The sequence below is a fragment of the Methanobacterium alkalithermotolerans genome, assembly GCF_018141185.1.
GTDB classification, from domain to species: domain Archaea; phylum Methanobacteriota; class Methanobacteria; order Methanobacteriales; family Methanobacteriaceae; genus Methanobacterium_F; species Methanobacterium_F alkalithermotolerans.
In genome coordinates this window covers 1,089,697-1,114,426 of the sequence record NZ_CP058560.1, presented here as the reverse complement: position 1 = coordinate 1,114,426, position 24,730 = coordinate 1,089,697, and the positions used below count along the sequence as shown (strand labels likewise).

At 36.4% G+C, this 24,730-nt stretch carries 33 protein-coding genes; 29 read left to right on the top strand and 4 right to left on the bottom strand.

Translation table 11 applies throughout. The features are described from left to right. From HYG87_RS05405 to HYG87_RS05335, 15 genes are all read left to right on the top strand, one after another. The gene (locus HYG87_RS05405) at positions 1 to 279 is read left to right on the top strand and encodes a cation:proton antiporter (RefSeq protein ID WP_320055105.1); all 279 of its coding nucleotides are present in this window, start codon (positions 1 to 3) and stop codon (positions 277 to 279) included. Beyond that, the gene (locus HYG87_RS05400) at positions 272 to 505 is read left to right on the top strand and encodes a DUF4040 domain-containing protein (RefSeq protein WP_211532196.1); all 234 of its coding nucleotides are present in this window, start codon (positions 272 to 274) and stop codon (positions 503 to 505) included. The genes HYG87_RS05405 and HYG87_RS05400 overlap by 8 nt, the downstream gene beginning before the upstream one ends. A 1-nt stretch (position 506) precedes the next feature. Continuing rightward, positions 507 to 869, top strand: a complete 363-nt coding sequence (locus HYG87_RS05395) for a cation:proton antiporter subunit C (RefSeq protein ID WP_211532195.1) — start codon at positions 507 to 509, stop codon at positions 867 to 869. Positions 870 to 997: 128 nt separating this feature from the next. After that, positions 998 to 2,491: an energy conserving hydrogenase EhbF gene (gene ehbF / locus HYG87_RS05390; protein ID WP_211532194.1), complete on the top strand. Its 1,494-nt coding sequence runs from the start codon at positions 998 to 1,000 to the stop codon at positions 2,489 to 2,491. A 105-nt stretch (positions 2,492 to 2,596) separates the two neighbouring features. Beyond that, positions 2,597 to 2,935, top strand: a complete 339-nt coding sequence (locus HYG87_RS05385) for an energy-converting hydrogenase B subunit G, EhbG (protein ID WP_211532193.1) — start codon at positions 2,597 to 2,599, stop codon at positions 2,933 to 2,935. Beyond that, positions 2,928 to 3,206 (top strand): EhbH, encoded by a 279-nt coding sequence (locus tag HYG87_RS05380; RefSeq protein ID WP_211532192.1) that lies wholly within the window; start codon positions 2,928 to 2,930, stop codon positions 3,204 to 3,206. Before HYG87_RS05385 ends, HYG87_RS05380 begins: the two co-directional genes overlap by 8 nt. Before the next feature lies 1 nt (position 3,207). Beyond that, positions 3,208 to 3,654: an MnhB domain-containing protein gene (locus HYG87_RS05375; protein WP_211532191.1), complete on the top strand. Its 447-nt coding sequence runs from the start codon at positions 3,208 to 3,210 to the stop codon at positions 3,652 to 3,654. 38 nt (positions 3,655 to 3,692) lie between these two features. Then, positions 3,693 to 3,938 (top strand): energy-converting hydrogenase B subunit J, encoded by a 246-nt coding sequence (locus tag HYG87_RS05370; protein ID WP_211532190.1) that lies wholly within the window; start codon positions 3,693 to 3,695, stop codon positions 3,936 to 3,938. A 70-nt stretch (positions 3,939 to 4,008) separates the two neighbouring features. Continuing rightward, positions 4,009 to 5,370, top strand: a complete 1,362-nt coding sequence (locus HYG87_RS05365) for a 4Fe-4S binding protein (RefSeq protein ID WP_211532189.1) — start codon at positions 4,009 to 4,011, stop codon at positions 5,368 to 5,370. Between the two features lie 43 nt (positions 5,371 to 5,413). Next, positions 5,414 to 5,911, top strand: a complete 498-nt coding sequence (locus HYG87_RS05360; protein ID WP_211532188.1) for a 4Fe-4S dicluster domain-containing protein — start codon at positions 5,414 to 5,416, stop codon at positions 5,909 to 5,911. Between the two features lie 33 nt (positions 5,912 to 5,944). Beyond that, complete coding sequence (locus HYG87_RS05355; RefSeq protein ID WP_211532187.1) at positions 5,945 to 6,391, top strand: NADH-quinone oxidoreductase subunit B family protein; 447 nt, start codon at positions 5,945 to 5,947, stop codon at positions 6,389 to 6,391. 76 nt (positions 6,392 to 6,467) lie between these two features. Continuing rightward, positions 6,468 to 7,601, top strand: coding sequence for a hydrogenase large subunit (locus HYG87_RS05350; protein WP_211532186.1), 1,134 nt, complete (start codon positions 6,468 to 6,470; stop codon positions 7,599 to 7,601). Positions 7,602 to 7,687: 86 nt separating this feature from the next. Beyond that, complete coding sequence (locus tag HYG87_RS05345; RefSeq protein ID WP_211534226.1) at positions 7,688 to 8,686, top strand: respiratory chain complex I subunit 1 family protein; 999 nt, start codon at positions 7,688 to 7,690, stop codon at positions 8,684 to 8,686. A 76-nt stretch (positions 8,687 to 8,762) separates the two neighbouring features. Further along, a complete protein-coding gene (locus HYG87_RS05340; protein WP_211532185.1) occupies positions 8,763 to 9,026 on the top strand; it encodes an energy-converting hydrogenase B subunit P in 264 nt (87 codons plus the stop codon). Between the two features lie 206 nt (positions 9,027 to 9,232). Further along, positions 9,233 to 9,889: a DUF5612 domain-containing protein gene (locus HYG87_RS05335; protein ID WP_211532184.1), complete on the top strand. Its 657-nt coding sequence runs from the start codon at positions 9,233 to 9,235 to the stop codon at positions 9,887 to 9,889. A gap of 14 nt (positions 9,890 to 9,903) precedes the next feature. Here the strand turns inward: HYG87_RS05335 and HYG87_RS05330 are convergent, their stop codons facing one another. The 4 genes from HYG87_RS05330 to HYG87_RS05315 all read right to left on the bottom strand — a co-directional run bounded on the left by HYG87_RS05330 (position 9,904) and on the right by HYG87_RS05315 (position 13,669). Further along, complete coding sequence (locus HYG87_RS05330) at positions 9,904 to 10,179, bottom strand: hypothetical protein (protein WP_211532183.1); 276 nt, start codon at positions 10,177 to 10,179, stop codon at positions 9,904 to 9,906. Between the two features lie 137 nt (positions 10,180 to 10,316). Beyond that, positions 10,317 to 11,150 (bottom strand): CRISPR-associated protein Cas4, encoded by an 834-nt coding sequence (cas4, locus tag HYG87_RS05325; RefSeq protein ID WP_211532182.1) that lies wholly within the window; start codon positions 11,148 to 11,150, stop codon positions 10,317 to 10,319. 71 nt (positions 11,151 to 11,221) lie between these two features. Next, entirely contained in the window at positions 11,222 to 12,514 is a 1,293-nt protein-coding gene (locus HYG87_RS05320; protein WP_211532181.1) for a homoserine dehydrogenase, read from the bottom strand. Positions 12,515 to 12,646: 132 nt separating this feature from the next. Further along, the gene (locus HYG87_RS05315; RefSeq protein ID WP_211534225.1) at positions 12,647 to 13,669 is read right to left on the bottom strand and encodes a DNA polymerase subunit beta; all 1,023 of its coding nucleotides are present in this window, start codon (positions 13,667 to 13,669) and stop codon (positions 12,647 to 12,649) included. 40 nt (positions 13,670 to 13,709) lie between these two features. Here HYG87_RS05315 and HYG87_RS05310 point away from each other — a divergent pair, with 40 nt between their 5' ends. From HYG87_RS05310 to HYG87_RS05245, 14 genes are all read left to right on the top strand, one after another. Continuing rightward, positions 13,710 to 14,090, top strand: coding sequence for a PPC domain-containing DNA-binding protein (locus HYG87_RS05310; RefSeq protein ID WP_211532180.1), 381 nt, complete (start codon positions 13,710 to 13,712; stop codon positions 14,088 to 14,090). Positions 14,091 to 14,188: 98 nt separating this feature from the next. Beyond that, a complete protein-coding gene (locus tag HYG87_RS05305; RefSeq protein WP_320055104.1) occupies positions 14,189 to 14,767 on the top strand; it encodes a DUF366 family protein in 579 nt (192 codons plus the stop codon). Between the two features lie 245 nt (positions 14,768 to 15,012). Beyond that, a complete protein-coding gene (locus HYG87_RS05300) occupies positions 15,013 to 15,507 on the top strand; it encodes a 6-carboxytetrahydropterin synthase (protein ID WP_211532179.1) in 495 nt (164 codons plus the stop codon). A 77-nt stretch (positions 15,508 to 15,584) separates the two neighbouring features. Continuing rightward, the gene (locus HYG87_RS05295) at positions 15,585 to 16,286 is read left to right on the top strand and encodes a 7-carboxy-7-deazaguanine synthase QueE (RefSeq protein ID WP_211532178.1); all 702 of its coding nucleotides are present in this window, start codon (positions 15,585 to 15,587) and stop codon (positions 16,284 to 16,286) included. 10 nt (positions 16,287 to 16,296) lie between these two features. Beyond that, positions 16,297 to 16,860: a CBS domain-containing protein gene (locus HYG87_RS05290; protein WP_211532177.1), complete on the top strand. Its 564-nt coding sequence runs from the start codon at positions 16,297 to 16,299 to the stop codon at positions 16,858 to 16,860. Positions 16,861 to 16,867: 7 nt separating this feature from the next. Further along, positions 16,868 to 17,674 carry a CBS domain-containing protein gene (locus HYG87_RS05285; protein ID WP_249164917.1) on the top strand — a complete coding sequence of 269 codons (807 nt, stop codon included), beginning with the start codon at positions 16,868 to 16,870 and terminating at the stop codon, positions 17,672 to 17,674. A gap of 295 nt (positions 17,675 to 17,969) precedes the next feature. After that, entirely contained in the window at positions 17,970 to 18,908 is a 939-nt protein-coding gene (locus HYG87_RS05280) for a CBS domain-containing protein (RefSeq protein ID WP_211532176.1), read from the top strand. A 28-nt stretch (positions 18,909 to 18,936) separates the two neighbouring features. Next, positions 18,937 to 19,776: a CBS domain-containing protein gene (locus HYG87_RS05275; RefSeq protein WP_211532175.1), complete on the top strand. Its 840-nt coding sequence runs from the start codon at positions 18,937 to 18,939 to the stop codon at positions 19,774 to 19,776. 90 nt (positions 19,777 to 19,866) lie between these two features. Then, positions 19,867 to 20,691 (top strand): CBS domain-containing protein, encoded by an 825-nt coding sequence (locus HYG87_RS05270; protein WP_211532174.1) that lies wholly within the window; start codon positions 19,867 to 19,869, stop codon positions 20,689 to 20,691. A gap of 39 nt (positions 20,692 to 20,730) precedes the next feature. Then, positions 20,731 to 21,969, top strand: a complete 1,239-nt coding sequence (locus HYG87_RS05265) for an RNA ligase (RefSeq protein ID WP_211534164.1) — start codon at positions 20,731 to 20,733, stop codon at positions 21,967 to 21,969. 29 nt (positions 21,970 to 21,998) lie between these two features. Further along, positions 21,999 to 22,808, top strand: a complete 810-nt coding sequence (pheA, locus tag HYG87_RS05260; RefSeq protein ID WP_211534222.1) for a prephenate dehydratase — start codon at positions 21,999 to 22,001, stop codon at positions 22,806 to 22,808. Next, positions 22,795 to 23,424, top strand: coding sequence for a hypothetical protein (locus HYG87_RS05255; protein WP_211534163.1), 630 nt, complete (start codon positions 22,795 to 22,797; stop codon positions 23,422 to 23,424). Before pheA ends, HYG87_RS05255 begins: the two co-directional genes overlap by 14 nt. Before the next feature lie 47 nt (positions 23,425 to 23,471). After that, positions 23,472 to 24,008 (top strand): PsbP-related protein, encoded by a 537-nt coding sequence (locus tag HYG87_RS05250; protein WP_211534162.1) that lies wholly within the window; start codon positions 23,472 to 23,474, stop codon positions 24,006 to 24,008. A gap of 153 nt (positions 24,009 to 24,161) precedes the next feature. Beyond that, a complete protein-coding gene (locus tag HYG87_RS05245) occupies positions 24,162 to 24,716 on the top strand; it encodes a PsbP-related protein (protein WP_211534161.1) in 555 nt (184 codons plus the stop codon). Positions 24,717 to 24,730: the final 14 nt, after the last annotated feature.

Sequence of the window (24,730 nt, the reverse complement as noted above, 5' to 3'; positions counted from 1 at the left end):
ATGATGTGGGATTTAATTACTTTGATAAGATCAGCTATTTTAATTTTCGCTTCCATATTAGTTATTCTTAGTGCTATTGGAATCATCAGATTCAAGGATGATAGAAAAAAAGTTCTCTACGCCAGGATACATATCCTGGGTATTGCTGATGTGGCCTGTATTCTGGCCCTTCTGGCTCTATATGAACCCTTACTGGCGGTGACTTATCTAATACTGGTTCCATTTGCATCTCATGCTATTGCAAATGCATATAATTATGGGGAGGAAAAGCATGATTGAATATATTCTCATGATAACTGCTGTTTTAGGGGCATTATTAGCTTTAATACAGCGTGATCTTTTAAAATCGGCCATATTGACTGGAATACCTGGAGCTTCAATTGCATTCCTTTATCAATATTTGATGGCTCCTGATGTGGCTCTTACTCAGGCTATTGTTGGCTCTGCCATTATTCCAGTTTTTTTTGCATTAGCGGTTTATAAAACCCGGAGAACGGAGGAATAAAATGATCATTGACATTCAACTAGCATCATTTTTTACAGCAGCAGCATTGATTGTGCTGGGTTTATTTGCAGCACTATTCCTGGATAACCTTATCAAAAAAGTTATTGGGCTGGCATTTATTGGTGATGGCGTTAATCTGTTTCTGGTTACACTGGGTTTTAAACCAGGGGGCATAGTTTACATTTTCTTACCTGGAATGTCAGCAGATACATTTGCCCAGAGTGCTTCTTATCCTCTTCCTTATGCTATGGTGCTAACCAGCATTGTTATTGGGGCCAGTACTCTGGCAGTAATGCTGGGAATTATTATAATGCTCTATAAAAAACACGGTACCATCAGTTCAAAGAAGATACTGGATGATTAGGCGGGAGTTAATAGGATGTCTTCAAAATACTTAAAATTTTCAATCAAAAACCTTACTAAAAAAAACTACCATCATAATCCTGAAGAGTTATTTACAATTCTCACACACTTAAGGCTGGAGGTAGCAAAATGAACCCCCTTATTCCTATAATGGTTATATTACCAATTACATGTGCTCTTTTACTTAACTTGATCCATACTAAAGAACGCAGTGTAAAAATTTTGGCCATCATCGTGGGAATAGCTTTACCTGCAATTCCTCTTTTAGCAAATTATGGCATGCATTATTTTGGAGGTTACAGTCCTCTAATAGATAATCCTCAAATGGCCCAGGGACTTCCAGATATGATTACTCAATCTGCACTTAATTTATATCATCCTGCCATCACCTATTCCTTTGCCAGTGCTCAAAAAATATTCGTCTTTATACTTGGTTTAATAGCCTTTTTAGCTATATTTACTTCATTAAGTGAAATTAAAAAAGCATCAGGCGTTTATGCTTTTTTGATGTTCATGGGAACAGCAGCAGTAACTGCTATTCTTCTTTCTGATGATATATTCAATCTTTATATTTTCTTTGAGATTGCAGCTTTATCTCAGGTGGGCATAATCATCGCATCCCGAACTGAAAAAAGTTATGAGACTGCACTCAAATATCTGTTCTTAGCTGCTATCGCTGCTCCCATGCTTTTACTGGGAATAGCTTTCCTTTTAGGTCTTACCGGAAATGTGAATATAACTGATATAATATATGCCATCAACAGTGGCCTGGTGGATCCACAAAACCCGGCACTTCTAATGGCCTGCGGATTGATTTTCTTTGGTTGGCTTTATGGATCAGGTTTACCACCTTTCCATAGTATAAAATCGGCTGTTTACAGTAAAGCCCTTCCCCATGGGGCAGCACTTTTACAGGCTTTTTCAGTTTTCACCTTTGTTGGATTAGGTATCATTATTCTCAGGATTTTTTCCTTTTTACCCTTTACCCAAGTGGCCATTATTGTCGTTTCACTCCTGGCCATGGTATTGGGAATAACCATGGCACTGATGCAGACCGACTTTAAACGAATGATTGGATACCTGGCTGTAGGAGAGCTTGGTTATATCGGCATAGGCCTGGGTTTAGGAACTGCTCTAGGGATTACTGCTGGTCTTTTCCAGGCGGTAAATGAGGCCATAATCACCGCTTTTATCTTCATTGGGTTTGGAACCATTTTATATAAAACTGGAATCACCGATACTAATAAATTAGGGGGTTTAATGGTTGAAAATCCTAAAGTGGCCCTTTTGGTAATGCTATCTGGTTTTGCCATGGCAGGGGTTCCACCTCTCAACGCCTTCCAGAGTAAATTACAGCTTGTTCAAGCTTCAATTACTGCAGGGTTACCTGAATTAGGTATTATAATGGTTTTATTAAGTATTGTAACTTTCATGACATTTATGAAAGCATTTTATACCATTTATCTTCGCCCAAAACCTTCCGAACTGGAAATAAAAAATAAAGAAATACCACGGGCAACCATCATCTCTCTGGTAGTTCTACTGTTAATATGTTTGATTCTAGGATTATTCCCTCAAATAGTAACAGGACAACTTGAACAACTTGCACAGGGGCTGATATAATGGTTGATGAGAGAATAAACTTTACTAATAAACATATTCTCCTTAATAGTTTTAATGAGGGATTATCATTTATCATCACTAATGATCGGTTAATTGAGGGATTCTATGCGATTATATGATATAGTAGTCAACCGAATACGGGAAATCCAGGAATTAAGCACGGATAAAGAACCTGTCACAAATTTATCTGCTTCTGCTACACTGGCAGCAGAGATAACTTTAATATCCACGGTTCTGATTGCAGCAATCATGCTCAGAAAAATTAATGATATTCTTATGATAGTGGTGGCACTGGCTCTTTTTATAGCTTTAATAGCAGCTATGCCGATTATGCCTAGACTAAAAAAAGAACAGAGTGATTCTTTTAATAGCATGATATTTTATGTTCTTTTGGCACTTACCATTATCATAACTCTATTCTACTGGGGTGTTAGAAATGTCTGAAGGAATAAGAAATCTTTTAGCTACCATTGCTCTTGCTATATTTGCTGCAACTCTCATAGATGTCATAATAGGTTTCAAAAATTCTATATTCCCTGGAATAAGTTATATTTACAATTATGTGGGAACCAACATTGCCCCTAATATGGTGACCAACGTTATCTTTGATTGGAGGGCTTATGATACCTTAGGTGAGGCTCTGATACTGGTTACAGCAGTTGTTATAACTTTACTGGTATTTGGAAGGGGAAAAGTGGAAATGGGGGGCAAGTAAAATGAGCACCATACTAAAAATATTCGTCTTCCCGGCAGCATTGTTAATAATGTGTCTGGGTGTTTTAATCATATTAGGAGGACATATAACTCCTGGAGGAGGATTCCAGGGTGGTGCAATGATTGCAGGTGCGTTCATATTTTGCGCGGTAGTTTACGGCCTTAAAGAAAACCCTTTTAAGTTTTCCCACAATTTCCTGGCTTCCATGGAGAGTATAGGTGCTCTAGGGTTTTTGATTTTGGGCCTATCCGGATTATTCTTTTCTGGATTTTTCCTCTACAACCTGGGAGTGGACCTCAACCAAATAATACCTACCTTTATTCAAAACTTCTTTAATTATCCAGATCCCACTAATGCGGGGATAATTCCTTATCTAAACATTGTGGTGGGTATAAAGGTGTTAGTGGGTTTAAGCGCGGTAGTTATAGCCTTTCTGGAAGTTAAATAGGACAAAATTAATATGGAACTTATCATGGAGAGTTGAAGATGGTTTATATTGGCCCTACATTATTTGGATTTATACTGGGATTTATATTGGGAACCCGGATAAAAAGTGACAAAGACAGCAAAATAAAATTCCCTATTTCCACCTACCTGGTGGTACTGCTGGTTGCATTATTTATGGCCTGGCAACTGGGTCCATTCCCTTATTACACAGATTCTATAATTGCTTCCGGCTTTTTCGCCACTATAATAGGGATAATAGCTGGAAAAGTGATACTGGGACGCTGAAAATGATTATAAATGTATTGCATAAAATCTAATTAAAATAAAAATAAAATGGAATAGGAAGTCAATTATCATGTTCTTATCAACCAAAAAATGTGAGGGAAGCGGAGAATGTATTAAAGAATGCCCTACCCAAGCCATAAGATTAGTTGAAGGCAAAGCTTTCAGTTGCATTACCTGTGGGGCCTGTGCAGAAGCTTGCCCTAATAGGGCTATCTTTAAAAATAAGTATGGGGGGTATGTGGTAGACCGTGCTAAATGTAATGCTTGTGGAGTATGTGAATTTACCTGCCCTGTAAATAGTATTAACATAGAAGATGGATTGGTTAAAGGTATATGTGCTCGCTGTGGAATTTGCACAGAGGTTTGCCCACTGGACGCCAGGATTGATGCCTTTGATATCATTGAAGATAGGAAACTTAAGTTTTTAGAATCACTTAACATCGCCATCCCCAGCACACCCAAACTAAGTCCAGAAAGTAAGCAGGTGGAACGGGTAAATGTGGTAACTGATCTGGATAAATGTACTCTCTGCCGTAGGTGTGAATATTACTGTCCCACCGAAGCCATAATGGTTAATGTGGATCAAAAAGGGGTTTGTACTGAGTGCAGGGTTTGTGAGGATATCTGTCCTGCTGACGCTATTAAAGACACCACCATTGATCCTGAAAAATGTACATTATGTTTAAAATGTGTTAAAGAATGTCCTAATAATGCCATTTATGTGGATGATTTCCAGGTCAAAATTAAACACTTAACTGATGAAGAATCATTAAGTGGAACCATTATATCCTGTTTGAACTGTGGGCTATGTGTTGAAGCCTGTCAGAAAGGTGCTTTGAAACTGGTTGATGGTAAAATAAGATGCGACCCTAATATTTGTGAAGACTGTGAAACCATGGAATGTCAGGAAATATGTCCGGTAGGGACTCTAAAATCCTCCTTTGAATTTGGACCTGGCATAAAAGGATACTGCGTATCATGTGGGCGCTGTGTTAAAGCATGCGATATCAATGAAGCCCGAAGCTTTAAAAAGGTCACCTGGGATGGAAGTGTTTCTTCTGATTGCATATCCTGCGGAATATGTGCTGAACTATGCCCCAAAGATGCTATCACTCTTAAAAGAGGCACTATTGAAGTTAATCCAGATAGATGTATTCTATGTGAAAAATGTGGCATTCATTGTCCAGTAGATGCTATTCCACGTACTACCATGCGTAAAAAATCTATCAAAGACGGATTTACTTTGATTGATGACAAACTGTGCATGAAATGTAATCTCTGTGCCAAGATATGTCCTGAAGAAGCCATATCGCCAGATGCAGATGGAAGAATGATTGTGGATGAATCCAAATGTATTTATTGTGGTGCTTGCTCTAATGCTTGTCCTGCAAGAGCAGTGATATTCGATCGGGAATTTGAGCTGTCCAGTTAGCTTAATTAATAAAAAAATATAAAACAGGCCTTGAGGTATAAAAATGAAAAACTTTATTAGAATAATACTGGAAGGGACTTACATCAATTTCAAGAGGATAATTTTTGCCTCAGACCGGGTCACGGATATGGAGCTTCGAAGCAGCATCCTGGAGGGAAGAGTTTTACCTACTGATAAAGTGGCCGATATAGCATGTATTGGCTGTGCTGGATGCTCTAATGTCTGTCCCACCCAAGCAGTGGAAATGATCGACCTGGAAGAACCGGTAGAGCTCATGGAAGGCTGGGTTAAAACACAAATACCGGTTCTAAATAGTGAAAAATGCGTAAATTGCTATTACTGTCATGATTTCTGCCCACTATATGCTTTATTTGGAGAAGCAGGAACCATACATCCTAATGATGTCGGTAAAGTTGAATCAGACATTGAAAAACTGCTGGAAAAACCAGTAAAGATATCTGAAGATAAACTGGCTTTTATAGCTCAATTTTTAGCAGATAAATCCATAATTAAGAAAAAAACAACTAAAAAATCTAGTTAATTAAACGTATGTATTAATAATAAGAGGGATCAAATGAGCCTCAAATCATATTCAAGGGCAAGAGCGGTACATGTAATGTTAGTATATACTGGAGGTTGTAATGGATGCGATATAGAAATCGTAAACAGTATACTCTCTCCAAAATACGATGCAGAACAATATAAAATCTTTTTAACCTGGAATCCCAGGGAAGCAGATGTACTGGTGGTTACAGGACCGGTTACCAAATTCAATGAAGAACCACTTAAAAAAATTTATAATGCAATTCCTGAACCAAAAGCAGTAATTGCAGCAGGAGCATGTGCTTTAATGGGAGGGGTTTATAAAAACATTCATGGTGACATACCCTCAGAAGAGATAATGGGACCGGTGGACAAAATCATACCGGTTGATGCTCGGGTACCGGGTTGTGCAGTACGCCCTGAAGATGTTTTATCAGGGGCTGTTGCAGCTTTACCCAAGTTACTGGAAGCTAAATAATTCTAAATCTTATAATATTAATAAAAATTTTAATGCGTAAATAATCTAACACCAGAAATATTCAAGGTGCTTACAAATGGATGAAAATAAAAAATCAAGCGGAAGGAATGTTATTGAGACTGAAATTACCATGGGGCCAGTCCATCCTGCCGCATTAGAACCCTACCGGGTCAGACTTTTTGTAGAGGATGAAATTGTAAAAGATGCTGAAATAACAGTGGGAGTCAATCACAGGGGTATTGAGCGTATTATGGAAGGACTCCCGGTGGAAAAGGCTAACAGTTTAACTGAAAAAATTTGCGGAATTTGTTCGAATGTACATATTTGGAATTCTGTCATGGTGGCAGAAAAAGGGCTGGAAATTGAAATCCCTGAAAGAGCCAGCTATATCAGGGTTATAATGGGAGAACTGGAAAGATTACATAGCCATCTACTTTACCTGGCCCATGGAAACGAAGTACTGGGACATGAAACCTTTGCCATGAGAATTTTTTACATTAGAGAAACTGTCATGGAACTTTTAAGGATGATTGGTGGAAACCGGGTGCAGTACGGTGTTTCTATAATTGGGGGGGTCAGGCCTCGCTGTGAATTGGATGAAATGCGTATTCAAAAAATAAAAGAAGGTATGGATTTTATTGAAGAAAAAGTAGCTGAATTCGCCGATCGTTTTGTTTCTGATCCAATGATAATGTCCCGTATAACTGGAGTCTGCCCCATACCTAAAAAAGAAGCCCTGAGACTGGCGGTTTCTGGACCTTCTTTAAGGGCAACTGGAGTGGATATGGATCTTCGCCGGGATATGGAATGTTATGACCCCTTTGATTTTGATGTAATTACTCTGGAAGGGGGAGATGTTAAGGCTAATTTGCTTATGAGGGTTCTGGAAATACCAGAATCCATAAAAATCATCCGTCAAGCTATTAAAAATCTTCCGGGAGGACCTATAACAGACCGTACCTGGGAAATGCAGGACACTGGTGTTATAAAAAGCTATGTTGAAGCAGCACGTGGTAGGCTATATCACTCCTACCGGTTAGAAGAGGGCAGGGTTAGAGGTTCCATAGTTAGAACACCGTCCATGTCCAACATAGGGGCTATGCAGTATGCCTGTATTGGTCATCACATAACTGATGCTCAGCTGGGTATTGTGCAGTGTGACCCCTGCTTTACCTGCACCGATCGGGCTATACAGATAATCAAGCTTTGAATTAATTAAATATTTAAATCTTTATGAAGTTTATGGGTTAATTGGATAATATCTGGAGTTTAGGGTTTAATAAGGAGATGAAGTCAATGGAAGCTTCTACTATCATATATTCAACAGCAGCAGTGATTGGAACCATAATCGTGGCATTTATTATAAGCATTTGGCTTCCTGGAATTGAGAGAAAGTTTGTCCAGGCTAGAATACAACAAAGAATAGGACCCCCTATTTCCAGCCCGGGTATTATGGCTCCTTTGAAGTTTTTCTTCAAGGAAACCATAAATCCTAACTCTCCACTCCCCCGGCTGTATAATGCACTTCCTCTGGTGGGAATAATAATAGTATTATTTATATTCCTGTTCTTGATACCTGAAATGTATTTTTTAAGTGCATTAACCAGTATAATTGCCATTGTAGGCCTTTTAAAAATAGAAGAAGTAATATATGTCTTTATGGGTTCTTTTTCACGATCAATAATGTCTTTAAGCATGCCTTTTCCTGATGTAATAAAAGGCGCCGCACATCCTAACATCAAAAAGTCTTTTTTAGAGGACCTGAGTTCCCTTAGGGCTTTTAGATTAATTGCATTTGGATCCTTCCCACTATATATTGCTTTATTTGTCCCGGTAGCCATGGCAGGAAGCATTTTCCTGGGGGATATTGTAGCTTACCAGCAATTAAATGGACCGGTGCTCTTTTCACTAGCCGGTATTTTAGGAGCCATAGTATATTTCATAGGATACATGATCCTCTTAAATGAGTATCCCTTCGCCATCTTAAAGACCAAAGCAGATGTAATTGAAGGCCCTTATATGGAATATGCTGCTAAATACAGGTCCTATACTTATTTAACCCGTGGATTTCTAATGTTTACTTTAGGGGCACTCTTTTCTGTACTATTCCTGGGCATTCCTCCGAATATTTTAAGCTGGGGCATTCTGGTGAATATCTTAGTGGCTTTACTCTTCCCTATTTTAAGTGCATTTATGAGTGCTTTTTCACCTATATTTACCTTTAAACAATTTTATCCGGTAGCAGCAGGTGTTTCCTTATTGGGAGTACTGGCTATTTTGGCTACATTTGTATAACTTAAGTCCTATAAACTTTATAGTAAATTAATAAAATAGAGCGGGCATATAATAAAAACCTAATTAAGGTGATTAAATGAAATTTATAGTTAGAGCTCATCATATTCTGAGTCTAGGTGGCTACATTGTTGAACTAGAATTCCCCTACCGCAATATTATTGTAGTTAACCCCACCCCGGAACCCATAAAAATTGAAATCCCTGTTTTTGATGAGGAGTGGATTGAAGAACATCGTAATCTGGGCCTTAAAATAATTCCAGTAAAAGATGAGGATAATTATCTGGCCATGTGGCGTAAAGAAAAGGCTAAATTAGAGAAAATAAAAGCAGAATCTGCTTAACCATTATTTTATATATTATTTTTTTTAATTTTTCTTAAATTTAATTTTCATAGACTGAATAATATTTTAAACCAGGATAAGTACTATTAAATATTCATAGACTGAATAATATTTTAAACCAGGATAAGTACTATTAAATATTCATTTTTCTAAAATATTAATATTGGGGATTTATCATAGTATTCCCTATAGCAGTTGTGATTTAAATGAAAAAATTTGCCATTACCATCAAATCCATTAATAAGCCAGGAGTATTAAGAGATATAACTGAAATGATGGCTAACTGTGGCATTAATATTAGTTACACTCACCTTTTCGTGGAAAAAGATTATTCTGGATCTATTTATCTGGAACTGGAAGATGTGAATAATATTGATGAATTAATAGGTGCCATTAAAAAATCCCCTTCTGTACTGGAAGTGAAAGTTCATCGGTCCCTGGATGAAATATATGGAAAAAGAATCATTATAATTGGTGGTGGGGCTCAAGTAGCCCATGTTGCTATGGGGGCCATAAGTGAGGCTGATCGCCATAATATACGTGGGGAACGAATAAGTATTGATACCATACCTCTTGTAGGGGAAATGGAATTGGCAGAAGCCATTTCTGCTGTGGGCAGACTGCCTAGAGTAGGTGCCTTAGTACTGGCCGGATCTCTGATGGGTGGCAAAATAACCGAAGAAGTAGAAAAGATAAAAAAACAACATTCTGTAGTAATTATAAGTTTATCTATGCCAGGGAGCGTTACTAAAATGGCAGATCTGGTGGTTACTGATCCTATTCAAGCAGGAGTAATGGCTGTTATGGCTATAGCTGATACTGCAATTTTTGATATAAAAAAAGTAGGGGAAAAAAAGTTTTAAATTTAATACTTTAATTAGCTCATTTCAATGGCTCTTATTATTCTGCTCGCTGCATTCAATACTTCGGGGTCTTTCACATCTCCGCTTTCTCTGATTTTCAATGCCAGTTGCAGTACTTTAGATACATCAGCTGGTTTAAGGTTTTCTGCCATTTCCAGGTAAGTTTGCGGACCTTCTTCTTCAACTTGCACCTCTTTTTTGGCCATCATTTCCAGCATTACTCTGCAAGCACCCATTACACTTGCATCTTCCATACCTTCACATTTTTTTAAGAGTTCTTCTTGGCTCATTTTATCACCGATAATAATGATTATATTCTATTATTCTTAGAATTTATATTTTGGTATCTTATTCTGACAATTAAAAACATTATTTAGAATTTTAATTTTCTAAATTCAGGCTCTTTTTGCCATCATTTTTACTTAATTTATGATAATAGACCACCGTATTCACATGTATTGATATATTCACATGATTCACATTTTCTGGGGTTTATTACAATTTCAGGAGCTTCATTTTCATATATAATATTTCTTATTTCATCCATCACCCGAAAAAACCCTTCTCTAATTTCGGAATCTATTATTACTGGTCTTTTCTCTCCTAAAGTAACATATTCAACAAAACCCACATTAACATCAGTTTCAAATTCCCTTTCAGTTAAAAGAGCATAAGCAACTACTTCCAGAGCATCAGAATCCCAAACCCCTCTTAAAGGAGGATTACCATATTTTATTTTCACCGGGAAATAGTTACCATCCATAATTTCTATTTTATCTACTTTACCCACCAGATCCAGATAGCTATCATAAATTAAATAACTATTCAAAGAGGGAGGAAACATCATTTCAATTAATTCGCGCCCGGATTTTCGGGTAGTATTCATAATTTTAATTATTTTAAGTGCTAAAATCTCTATTTCTATTTTTATTCTAGAAGCCCATTCATTTTCCAGCTGTTCCCCAGCATAGCAATCACATAAATGTGTAACGTTTTCTGAAGCATTTTTAATTAAAGAAGGAATTCCATTTAATAAATTTTCTATAACTTCTTCTTTGTTCATACCTCTTTCCACCGACCACATATTCATTCTAACCATATCCACAAAATCATGATGCAAGTGCTTGGATATAGTAACTATGGTTCTGGACTTGGACTGGTTTTTGGAATCAGCTAATTTTTTTTCATCATGTACCTGGCTTAATAGTAGTTTATAGGGGCAGAATAGAAATTGGGATATACAATATACTCTGATGGTCATTTAATCACCTTTTTCCTATCAATTAATAAATTTTTATTACTAAATTTTTAAAAAAAATAATATGGTTTTGTTCATTCTTCTAAAATTCGGATAAACATACTTTTTTCTTTTATGTCTTTTAATTCATCTATTTTCTTTAAAGCACTCCTTAAATCATTTTCTGATGCTTTATGCGTCACTATAAAAATAGGTACTGCCGGCCCATCATCGAGTTTTTTCTGGCTTACGGACTCAATACTTATATTAAAATCGCTTAGAATACCTGCTATGGAGTGCAGTACTCCTGGATGATCCAGGGCTTTCAATCTAATATAGTATTTGGATTTTACATTTTCAATACTTTTTAAAGAGGCAGGATTTTCTTTTAATGGCCCGAAAGGTATTTCTTTTTGCGGATTGTTAATAATGTCCAGACAATCTCCAATTACAGCACTTGCCGTGGGCATACTCCCTGCTCCCTGGCCATACATCATTACTGGACCCACAGCATCACCTTCAATATAAACTCCATTGAAAACTCCGTTTACTGAGGCTAAAAGGTGGTCTTGAGGAATTAAGGTGGGATGGACCCTTACTTCCAGCTCATTATCTGTTTTTCTGGAGATACCCAGTAGCTTAATAACATATCCTCGCTCTTCTAGATTAAAAATGATATCTTCCGGGGTTATATTGCGAATACCCTCTACATGGAAATTTTCTTCTTTTACATATTTTCCAAATCCTAGTATGGTGAGTAGAATTAATTTTTGAGCAGTATCATGTCCTTCCACATCAAAAGTTGTGTCTTGTTCTGCATATCCTTTATCTTGAGCTTCATTTAATACTGAATCAAAATTTAAGCCTTCCTGGGTCATTTTAGTAAGTATGTAATTAGCCGTACCATTTATTATTCCATAGATGGACTGGATATTATTGGCAGCTAGACTCTCATTTAGAGGCTGTAAAAGGGGTATTCCTCCACCAACACTTGCTTCGAAGGATATTTTAACCTGATTTTCCTCTGCAGCAGATATAATCTCGTCCCAGTGTTTGGCCAAAAGGGCTTTATTGGCTGTAACCACATGCTTACCTTTGTTAAGGGCCTTCAAAATAAAATCAAGAGCGGGTAAATAGCCCCCAATAAGTTCTATAACGATATCTATATCTTCATCTTCCAGAATGTCATCTACATTGGTTGATAACTTTTCAGGATCCACATCCACTCCCCGGGGAGTGCTAATATCCAGATCAACTATTTTCTTTAAATTAATCTTTTTACGTGATTTTTTCTCAATTAAATCCATATTTTGCTTTAGTATGGTAACTACACCGCTACCAATAGTTCCAAATCCTATAAGGCCAATATTAACCGTATCATTCTTCATAAAATCTCCTCAGGGGATAATCTGATAATATTTATAAATATTTATTATTAAAAATAATATAATAAAGTATTATTTAAATAATTATCTATTTATTATTTAAAAAATTTTTATTCAAAAGACTTCAAGAAACACCTAATCCATATGTAAATCTTTTATTTTTATAAATTCATCTATAGATTCTCTAGTAGTACCCACAACAACCCTATAACTATTTTTAGAGCCTATAACACGCTCTAATTTACCTTTAACTATTATTCTTTCATCTTCCTCTGCCTGACCAGCATAGGTGTGGGTAAAAGAGGCAACTTTATCAACTGTTACTGGGGGGCCTTCCATTATCTTTACATCAGTTACTTCATATACTGCAGGGTTATCAAATGATGCCAGAGCGCTTTTTACAGTAGCTTCCAGGGTAACATGCCCATGATTCTCATAACGTATGTCTCCCCAGGAACCTTTTATTTCCTCCCAATTTCTAGTGGCTAAAATATCAAATAAAGTTCCATCTATAATCCCTCTATTATTTTTACGTTTTTCATACCAGCAAAACTCTTCAAAAGATAGCGCCGAATCTTTAATTCGTTTTTTAAATATCTTATCCCAGTAATCATCACCAATACTCTGGAAAATATCCTGGTCCTTAATATCCTTGAAAGTTGCCCGGGCACGACGGTGATTTTCCAGCCCATAAATCACAAAATCGATATCTGAACTTTCAATATTATACAGCCCGGGTAAGATGGAACCAGAGATTCCCATATTTTCATAAGGGATATTTGCCTTTTCATGGAAGGTTTCTCCAACTTTCACCACCTTTCTCAATAATGGAATTGATTGATCTTCTTTCATTATCTCTTTTAAACGGTCATGGGGAGTTAATATTTCTTTAACCCGATCTAAAGGAACCCCCATCATAAATGTCTGGCTATTTTCACATTCAAATAGATACTCTGGATAATTTTCCTGTAGATAATTATAGGCTTGAACTGAATCTACTTTAGCATACTTCTTCCCATTTTTTAAACGATCCCCATTTTTGTGAGGGATATAACGCAGGAAAGAGAGTATCCTATCTTCAGGATGCAGATAGGAAGTTGTGGCAAAGTAAAGATCATCAGTAGTGTATATGAAATCTCGAGGTCGGGCTTTCATAATTATTAAATGTAAAAAGACCCTATTAAATATATTAGTTGACATGTTAGTATTCAGAATCACTCCGGGCAAAGATCTCAAAAACGAAATAGGGTCTATACAAAAAAAGAACAACCTGGAAGCAGGAATAATTATTGGCGCAGTAGGCAGTCTGCAAAAAGCAGCTTTAAGGTTAGCTGATGAAGAAATTATTGATATTGAGGGTCCTCTGGAAATAATATGTGCTAATGGGACCGTTTCTCCGGAGGGTATACACTTACATCTGGCGGTGGCAGATAAAACTGGAAAAATGACTGGGGGGCATTTAAAAGAAGGGTCCCTGGTAAATACTACTGTGGAATTGTCTATTCTGGAGTATGAAGGAACTTTTAAGAGAATTATGGATCCTGAAACTGGCTTTAAAGAACTGGTAATTTTAAACTGAGCTCTCTTAAAATCATATTTCCGTAACATAAATACATTTACGGCTCAGATTCATTTTTCAGAGCTTAAATCATGTAAAAAAAAACAATGGTGATAAGCATGAAAATGCTTCATAAACATTTAAATGAGAACTTAAATTATGATGGAACTCCCATAGAACCAGCATGGGCTTTAAAAGAATATGGTATTAAGGGATCCAGTATAATAACCTGGATTGGCCCCATGCTTATTAAAAAGGACAAAATAATTGATTATGAGGATGTAGATTTAGAAATCAAATCTGATGTAATGGCCCATTTTATTGTGGAACACTTTGATTGCCAACCAGCAGATTTAAGAATGGCTTATCATCGCCAAAGGATACTTGTGATGATTTTAAAAGATGAATTAAGTAATTGGAATATTCCTTGTACCAGAAAAGGAGACGACCTGTATATAAATTCTGCTAAATTGTCGGTTTCCATTGCCACGGTTACCCCTAGCAGCATGAAAGTTCATCTGGGCATCAATGTGAAAAATCAGGGAACTCCACATGATGTTGAAACCAGCAGTCTTATAGATAATAATCACGATATGGGCATGAAAAGTGTTATTAAACTAATGAAAGATACATCAAAAAGATATATAAATGAAATTTATTCAATTGAAGAAGATATAGCCAAAACAAGAATTTTTTAACTCGGTTAACAATGGCCGGATTATCCTGGAATTGAAACTATCTTTATGAAATCGATATTTATTTCGCCAGTATGAGTTAGATGTTCTAAAAAGGAGGTCACGTGCCAAGATTTATATTGAGGTATAAATTATAATAGCAGTGCTCTACATAACCTTTCTAGAATATCAGGATAGAGATTCAAATTTTTGAAGCATATTTATTACTAATTTTAAGGACTGGAATTTAATATAATACAGGTAAAAAAATGAAAATTATTATTAATGGCATTCATGCTAACTTAAGGTTCTCTGCAGCGCACATGATTCCTGAACATGAATCATGTGGCTGTATTCATGGACACTCCTATCATGTGGATGTTCAGCTGGAGGGCCAGCGATCAGGTAAATTTGGATTTGTGGTTGACTTTAAAGAAGTTAAAAGCATTGTAAGGACCATATGTAAAAAATTGGATCATAAGGTATTAATTCCTTTAGAAAGTCCATTGATTGAGTTCAAGTCAGTAAAAAACTCTGTTGAATTTAGTATTGATGGCAAGGAATATAAATTACCTCTTCAGGACTGTGTACTCCTTCCTTTACCTTCCACTTCTGCAGAGGATTTATCCATATATTTTGTGGATAAACTGTGGGAAAAGTTACAAGAAAAGGGAGCCGATGTTTCGGTGGTTCAGATTTGTGTTAATGAAGGCATTGGGCAGGGCGCTTTTTATAGTCGTAACCGGAACTGCGAAAATTATTAAGTACAAAAAAATTCTAAATATATCTCTGAATAAAAAAATAGTTTAAATAAGAATTAATTTATAAATCAGGTATTCCTATGAAAGCACCTATCATGGAAGTTTTTTCAAGTATTCAAGGTGAAGGCAAGCTCATTGGTCGCAGACAAATTTTTATTCGTTTTGCAGGGTGCAATCTGGATTGTATCTATTGCGATACTCCTGAAAGCAAAAATGCAGCCAATGGTATCGAAATTTCAATTGAAGAGTTATCGAAAACTGTAAGCCATTTGCTGACCCCTGATTTCCATTCTATTTCCTTTACAGGGGGAGAACCATTACTTCAGGCAGATTTTATCAAATTATTTTTAGAACGAAATGATTTTAAATCTATGCTGGAAACTAACGGGTCTTTACCATCACAGATTAAGAAAATCGCCGGATTAATTGATTATGCTTCGGTGGATATAAAACTGCCGGAACATTTTGCCAGTGATAATAAGGGTGATTTATGGGAAAAGGAAGTGGATTCCCTAAACATATTAATAGAAAAAGGAGCAAATAGTTATTGTAAAGTTGTAGTGCTTCCCACTACCAAAGTGGACACTGTGGAACTAATTGCCAAACACATCAAAAAAGAACTTAACCTACCTTCAAAAGTTCCACTGGTAATACAACCTGCAAGTCCTGTTGATTATTGGGTTAAGCATAGTCCTAAACTCTTTAAAATGTCTGAAAAAGCAGGAAAACACATGGATGTTTTAACCATCCCCCAGATACATAAACTTCTAAAGGTCAGATAGGAGGTTTTAGATGGAAATGGAAACTAAAGTGACAGTACACGACGCCATGACTTCAAATGTTGTAACCGTAGACCATAAGCTAAGTATTGCAGATGCGGCACTATTGATGACCCGGATGAAAGTAGGTAGTCTAATAGTAAAGACTAAGGCTGGACCAGAAGGAGTTATAACTGAAAGTGACATTATAAGAAAGGTTGTTTCAAAAAATATCGCGGCCAGTGATATTACTATTGGCCAGGTCATGACTAAAAATCTTATAAATATAGATCCTGGCAGCGAATTGAACGAAGCAGCTCGTTTAATGGCTAAAAATAACATAAGGAGGTTGCCTGTTGTTAAAGATGGGTCATTGGTGGGAATATTGACCTCTAGTGATGTTATGGCTGTTTCTCCTGAATTAACTGAAATACTGGTGGTAAATGCGCGTATTCAGGAAAATCAGGTGGGTTTCCCCACTGATGAAAGACCATTTCCCGGAGCATGTGAACTCTGTGGAAATTTCATGGAATATCTGGATGAAATTGATGGTAAATTTGTGTGTGAAGAATGTAAAGAAGATTTAGAGGGTGATTAATTTGAATGTGGAAGATATAATGACCTCTAATCCGGTCAGTGTTTCTTTAGATACCAGTGCAACACGGGTAAGATCTATTCTTCGGGATGAGGACTTCCGTTGCATTCCTGTGCTTAATGGGGATCATTTAGAAGGTTTAATTACCAGAGGAAATATGCTGAATATCTCTACAACCAAATCTAATATAGAAGCCAGGGGCATTATGAAAAAGCCAAAGGTTATTTTAACACCTGAAATGAATATTTTTAAAGCTGCCTATAACATTCTTTCTGCAGCAGAAATACAGGCTCCTGTGGTGGAGTCAAATAATAACTTGAATTTAGTGGGAATTGTTAGTGTGGTTGATATTCTGCGCGGATTGAAAGAAGAAGGCGCAGAACCCCATAAAAAAACTTTAGGGGACATCAAAACCAAAAATGTAGTATCTTGTGACTACCACGATTTGATTTCCAAGGTATGGAATCAAATGGACGAATCTGGTTATTCTGGTCTACCTGTTTTAAAAAATGGCAAATTAATTGGCATTATAACCAGGAAAGATCTAATTAAAGCTCGTCATATAAGTACTGGGATGGAAACTGAGCATGGAAAGCGTTCAATCAAGGTGGAGAAAGTTATGAAGACTCCTACCTTGGTGGGCACTGATGATATGCTGGTGGATGAAGCAGCTAATCTAATGATCGTAAATGATATCGGACGGTTACCTGTGGTTAAAAATCCAGTATTTGTAAAAAAAGAGCCAAATAGATCTAAAGAATCTGAATTAGTAGGTATAGTTTCAAGAGAAGACATTTTGGGGTCTTATTTATCTTAATTATTTTAAAAAACCGCACAATAAGGTCAGGAACAAAAAAAAATATTTTTTACCCTGAACCTGAGCCCAGTTTGATGTTTTCATATTGTATAGGGGGCCATACTTACTTTAGTATGAAAAAACTATGTAAAGTTATTAAAAATAAAAACATGAGTTTTCCCGACTATTGCTTGCTTATTTCAGGCTACTTAAACCAGAATAAAGCTATATTCAAAACGTTTATAAAAGCTTTAAATTTGTTATTAAATGTAAAATTTATTCATTTAGTACCATTATCTCCTAGAGAGGTGTATTGATGAGAAGAAAAGATACCATAAATAGAGTAAAATCTATGGACCGCGGGCCCGTAGAATTTGAAAGTCGAGCTTCCCAGCATGAGGGTGATATAATGAGCATCGCTAAAAAAGATGTGGTTACCATCCCTCAAACTGCCACTATAAAGGAAGCTGCAGAAATAATGGTAGCAAATAAATTCCGGAGACTACCTATTACTGATCCGGGAACAGGAAAACTTCTGGGGATTGTTACCTCCATGGATATTTTAAACTTTTTAGGAGGTGGAGACAAGTTTAAAATTGTGGAGGAAAAATATGAAGATAATTTCCTGGCTGCAATCAACGAGTCTGTGAAAAAAATAATGACCCGGGATGTTTATCATTTATCTAATAAGGACTCTATTAGTGAAGCTGTAAGTAAAATGACCGAATTTGGTGTGGGCGGACTTCCAGTAATAAACTCTGATGAGAATATTGTGGGAATGGTTTCAGAAAGGGATTTTGCACTTTTAATGGCAGGAGTACTAACTGATGAGCTGGTGGAGGATTATATGTCCACTCCGGTGATTTCTACTACACCTGGAACTCCTATTGAGAGCGCTTCTAAAATAATGGTTCGTAATCGACTACGAAGAATACCTATAGTGGGCGAAGATAGGAAAACTCCGCACCCTGAACATGAAAAGTTGGTAGGACTGATAACTTCCACTGATATTCTGGAATTTTTAGGTGAAAGCAAGGCCTTCAATAATATGGTTTCTAATAGTGCAGAAGAAATACTGAATACTAAAATCACTGAAATAATGGAAAACGAGGTAATTACCACCACCCCCCAAAATAATTTAGGGGAAGTTTGCGAAATAATGGAAAAAAAGGGAATCGGTGGATTGCCGGTGGTCAAAAATAATGAATTAGTAGGTATAATTACTGAAAAGGATATTTTAAATGCAATAAAATAATTCAGGTATATCTTTCAGGTGATGATCAATGAAAGTTCAAGACATAATGACTGAGGAAGTGGTGGTTATCCAGGATACTGACCAGGTAGCCTATGCTAGAAACCTCATGATAAAAAATGGATTCAGTCGCATTGTGGTAATAAATAAAGAAGGCCATCCAGTGGGTATTGTAACAGAAAGGGATATAACTCATAAAATGAGAGGCAATGGCCCCAACTGGAAAAGAAGACCTATTGATAAAATTTCCATAAATAGAGTGATGAATACTGATTTGATTACCATTAGCCCCGGAGAAAATGTTAAAGAAGCGGTAGAAATGATGCTGAAAAAGGATATCAGCTCATTAATAGTGGTTGATGAAGAGGGATTAGCAGGGATAATAACCAAAACAGATCTCATTAAAATATATGGTAATAAATATACAGGGAAATGGAAGATTTCTGATTTGATGAGTTCCGAAGTGGTAACTGTAAATGAAAACCATGGAATAAACCATGTAATATCTCTCATGGAAGAAAAAAAGATTGGCCGAATAGTTGTTATTCGAGATAGCAACCCGGTTGGAATTATAACCACTGAAAACATTTCTTTTGCCCAGATTGAAGACCCGGAAACAGGGATCAACGTGGAAAAAATTTACTTCATCCGGCCAGTTGAGGGAGCAGAAAAAAAGAACGTGAGAATGGTTTCCATGTTAACTGCAGGTGATTTAATGACCAATCATCTGGTGATAATGGATGCTGATGAAGATGCAGCAGCAGCTTCTAAATTGATGCTGGAAAAGGATATAAGTGGTATGCCTGTTGTAAAAGACGAAGAGTTAGTGGGAATAATAACTAAAACAGATATAATAAAAGGAATTCAGTAAACTGATTAATTTCTTTTTTTTTTAGAAATTAAACCAGTATTTATAAAAAATTCGTATAGATTAAGGAAAATATTTAATCAGGGGATTTTTATGCAAATAAAAAATATAATGTCATCCGATATCGTGGTGGTTGATAAAGATCAAAACCTGCACGATGCACTTAAAATCATGAAAAAAAATAAAGTTTCCCGACTACCAGTAGTTAACACCAATAATGATAAAGTTAAAGAACTGGTAGGAATGGTAACTGAAAAAGACATTGCTCAAAAACTGGGATCCTCTAAATACGGTAATCTACCCCCATCCCATTTTCATCTTTCCACGGTTATGACCACGGAACTTATCACTACCCATCCTGAAATGGACCTGGGGACAGCAGCTAATAAAATGCTTGAAAATTATTTAGGCGGTCTTCCGGTATTGGAAGATGGAGAAATGGTTGGTATTATTACCAAATCTGATTTTATAGACAACTGCCGGGGAAAAGCTTACGAGAACAAGCTGGTAGAGGACTTTATGAGCACAGAAATTCTATCTTTAGATCCACAGGAAAGAATTGTCCATGCTAGGAGGTTAATGATAGATTCTAAGGTGAGCAGGTTACTGGTAATGGAAGGGGAAGATCTTGCAGGCATAATAACTGCTAAAGATATCGCGGAATCTTTAATATCCTTCCGAAAGATAGTACCAGATAAACACAAGGCAGCACGTATAAGGAATCTACTGGTGCAGGATGTTATGACTCAAAATGTGCATACTATTTCCCCTCAGTCCACCATAGCTGAAGCTGCCCAACTGATGCTGGATAAAGGATTCAGCGGATTTCCAGTTATAGATGAAAATAATCATCTGCTGGGCATTATAACTAAAACAGATTTAATGGACCTTATTGTTGAAATGGAGGGGGTTAACTAAATTCTTCCAGAAATTAATTGCCCTAAATGCAATTCTTCCATGAAAATCGATTGGAGGAAAAATAACTCCCTTACCCACTTTTTTTATCTATGTCCTCAATGTGATTTAATCTCAGAAATTTCCATTGAAAACTTCTTAGAGGAAAAGATACACCAAAAAGTTGGTATCAAATCAGAAAAACTGGAAGAAGCAATTAAGAAAGGCACTATTAAATTTTATCATTCCTTAAATATTCCTACACTTCAATTTAAAAAGGGTCTGGGTAAAATTGAAGAAGGCACCGTAATATACCTTACTAATAATATCCAGGTTATCCGGGGTTTTCCTAAAATAAGAAGAACTTTACTTTTATCTCCCTCACTGGAGAATTATTTTCCAGACCAGGTAGCAGTAGAAGAAAAGATGAATGGATATAATGTCCGCCTGGCCTGCCTGGAATGTGAATCAGACTCTAAAGATGATATCACCATAATTGCACTTACTCGAGGAGGATATATTTGCCCTTTCACCACCAAAAAAGCACAGGAATTAATGGACTTATCTACATTCTTTCAGGACAATCCTGACCTGGTACTTTGTGGAGAAATGGTTGGAACGGCCAATCCCTATGTTTCCCATCACTATGAAGAAATCGGAAATCTGGGATTCCGAGTATTTGATATCCGACAAAAACTGACCAATCAACCATTATCTCTGGATAAAAAAAGAAAGCTTCTGGAGGATTATGGCCTACCTGTTGTAAGATTGTATGGGATATTCCCTGTAAAAGAGGCATCAGAAAAAATTAAAGAGATCGTTAAACAAATAGGGCTGGAAAATAGGGAAGGAGTGGTAATGAAACAACCTGAGATGGAATTATCTCCTCTTAAATATACTTCTTCTCAGGCTCATAATCGAGAAATAAAATACGCATTTAATTTTCCTTTTGATTTTGGAAGGGCATTTTTCTTTTCAAGAGTTATAAGGGAGGGTTTTCAGGCATATGAAATGGAAGATTCCCCGGAAGAACTTAGAAAAAGAGCTCAGAGGATGGGTGAATCCATTATCTACCCTATGCTTAAAATTATTCAGGACATAGCAGAAGGAGACTCTGCTATAGAAGATACTATTATCGAAGTGGATAATCAGGATGAGGCCGAGGAATTCATGCGCCATTTACATGATCTGGGAGTAAGTGCTGTTCTTGAAGATTATAATGATGGAAAGGCAGTTATTAGAAGAATACATCAATCCACTAATGACAAGATAAGGAATTATCTTAAAGGAGGGCTATATTAATTATACCTAAATCAAAACAAGAGGGAGATATTTTTCTGGCATTTTTTGGACCTAAAGGAACCTTTACAGAGGAGGCTGCTGCTACTTTAAAAGGGGATTTAATTGCTTATGATTCCATAATAGAAGTTTTAGATGCAGTTAAAAACAAAAAAGTAGATAAAGGCGTGGTCCCTATTGAAAATTCTATTGAAGGTCCTGTAGGAGTCACCCTGGATCTTTTAGCCCAGGATTATGACTTAATAATTGAAAAAGAGATTGTTTTATCTGTAAGTCATAATTTATTGGCTAACCCCGGCACCAGTATTAAAGATATAAAATCGGTCTATTCTCATTCACAAGCATTGTCACAGTGCCGCATTTTCCTGGAAAACCTGAACATAATTACTCATTCCACTTCCAGTACTGCTGCAGCAGCTAAATTTATTAAAGGCCAAAAAAACGCCGGAGCTATTGGCACTAACCGTGCTGCTGAGTTATATGGGTTGGAAATAATTGCTAGAGATATCCAGGACTATGATAATAATATGACTCGTTTTGTTGTTCTTTCTCATAAAAAGCAACCATCCACTGGTAATGATAAAACTTCCATAGTGTTTTCTTTATCTAAAGATTGTCCAGGAGGATTATATGATGTTTTAGGGCTTTTTGCCAGGGAAAATATTAATTTAACTAAAATTGAATCCAGGCCATCCAAGAAAGGTCTGGGTAAATATATATTCTTTATAGATTTTGAAGGCCACTGTGATGATAGCAAGGTAGAGAATATTTTAAATACCATCAAAAATAAAACTCCCTTTGTAAAAGTTTTAGGTTCATATCCTACTTATGGAGAGGATTAATATTAGTCAAAATGATAAAATTTTAAAAATTCTCAGAGACCTGGAAAAAGACCTGGAAGCAGGTAATATATCTAAAAAAGAGTACCAGTCTCAAAAAAGAGAATATTCTCAGCAACTAGAAACTCTAGAGGCTGCAGATAGAATTAAAATGATGCGGGGTCAAAAAAACGCGGAAAAATCCCTGGATCATTGGGCAGAAAAAAATAAAGCGGAAAAGGATCAAATAGAAGAAGAAGAACTCGTAAAAAAATACGTGACTACTCCAAAAACATCTGGAACTCATCAAAATAATTCTCAAAGTTCAAAATCTAAAATAGGGGCTTTGGCCGCAGTTTTTTTGGCTCTGGCTTTTTTTATAGGCTCTGGCTTTGGAGTATATATTCTGGATTTACCTACCACGGCCACTGATGGCACGGTACTGGTAAATGATACTGCCTTCCCTACTTTTGAAAATAGTGCTAATATTACTCAAAATACTCAGGTAACTACTGTAACCCAATCTCCAACGGAAGATACTCCATCTAATGGTGGGGATTCTCCAGGTAATGGGGATTCTCCAGGGGATGGTGGAAATACTGGCGGGGGAGGTACTCCTCCTGAAACTCCTGCCCCATAACTTAAAACCATCATCTATTTTTTAAATTTTTTAATGAGGTAGATTTTATGAGAAAATATTTCATAGCACTATTAGTGATATTGTTTCTCGTTTTTACTGCGGGATGCACTTCTAATTCCGATTCACGAACAAATGAAACCATAACATTAACTCAAAATGGTGTTTCATTTGATTATCCCGGAACATGGGTAGTTGCCACATCTAAAGCTAATGACACTATAGCTTCAGTCGCCGATCCCCGGTCAGTAAATACTGCTACGGGCTTTGCTGAAACTGTGGTTACTATACAAAGAATAAATAGAACTGGAACTTTCAATTCCATGTATGATCAAAATTATGCTACATTATTCAATAATTCCAGCTATCAGAGAGTATCTGAAAGCAATATTACTATGGGTAATGTTCAGGCCAGAGAGAATGTTTACACTGTGGATGATAATGGTATTCTCAAACAACAACGTGCCATCTGGATAGAGGACAGCAACCAGATTTATGTTATCCTGTGTAGCGCACTTATAAACCAATTTGAAAGGGAAAGACAAAATTTTGATTTGATAGTGAATAGTTTTAAAATAATCAACTAATTTTTTAATATACAACTATCCTCTATTCTTTTTACATTTTAAGTTCTAATCGCCGGAATTCATTGTTTTTTATTGTCTGGCAAGAACAATAGGTATAAATATATTTTTCTAGAAAATATACGTATATATTATAATATTATACGGAGTGTAATCATGAAAAAATATTTTCCCATACTAACCATCATACTTCTGGTGGTATTTGCAGCAGGTTGTGTAGATTCAGGGGAGGAAGGAACAAGCCAAACATCAGATATACCCTCTAAAACTTTTTCTGGAAGCGGAATTTCCTTTGAATATCCGGAATCATGGACATCTGATCTAGAAAGTGAAACTCCTAATTCACTGGTAGTGGTAGGTGATCCTGAGTCACAGGATGCTAATGGCAGCATAACTACTTTAGTAGTTATTCAATCTACACCATTACCTTCAGGACAAACCCTTAAAGACACTTTTGATGCTACTTATTCTACAGCCGAATCTAATCCTAACTTTGAGTCAATTTCACAACGATCATTGACCCTAAATGGGGTAGAAGCTTATGAAAACATCCATAGAATTAATGTGGATGGTGTTCAAAAACAGGAAAGAGCGGTATGGCTGGAAAAAAATGGCACCATATATGTGATTCTCTGCGGAGCTTTACCTGCTGATTTTGATGCTCAACAGAAAAACTTTGATCTAATAATAAACACTTTCAAAATCCAGTAAACCATATTTTTTTT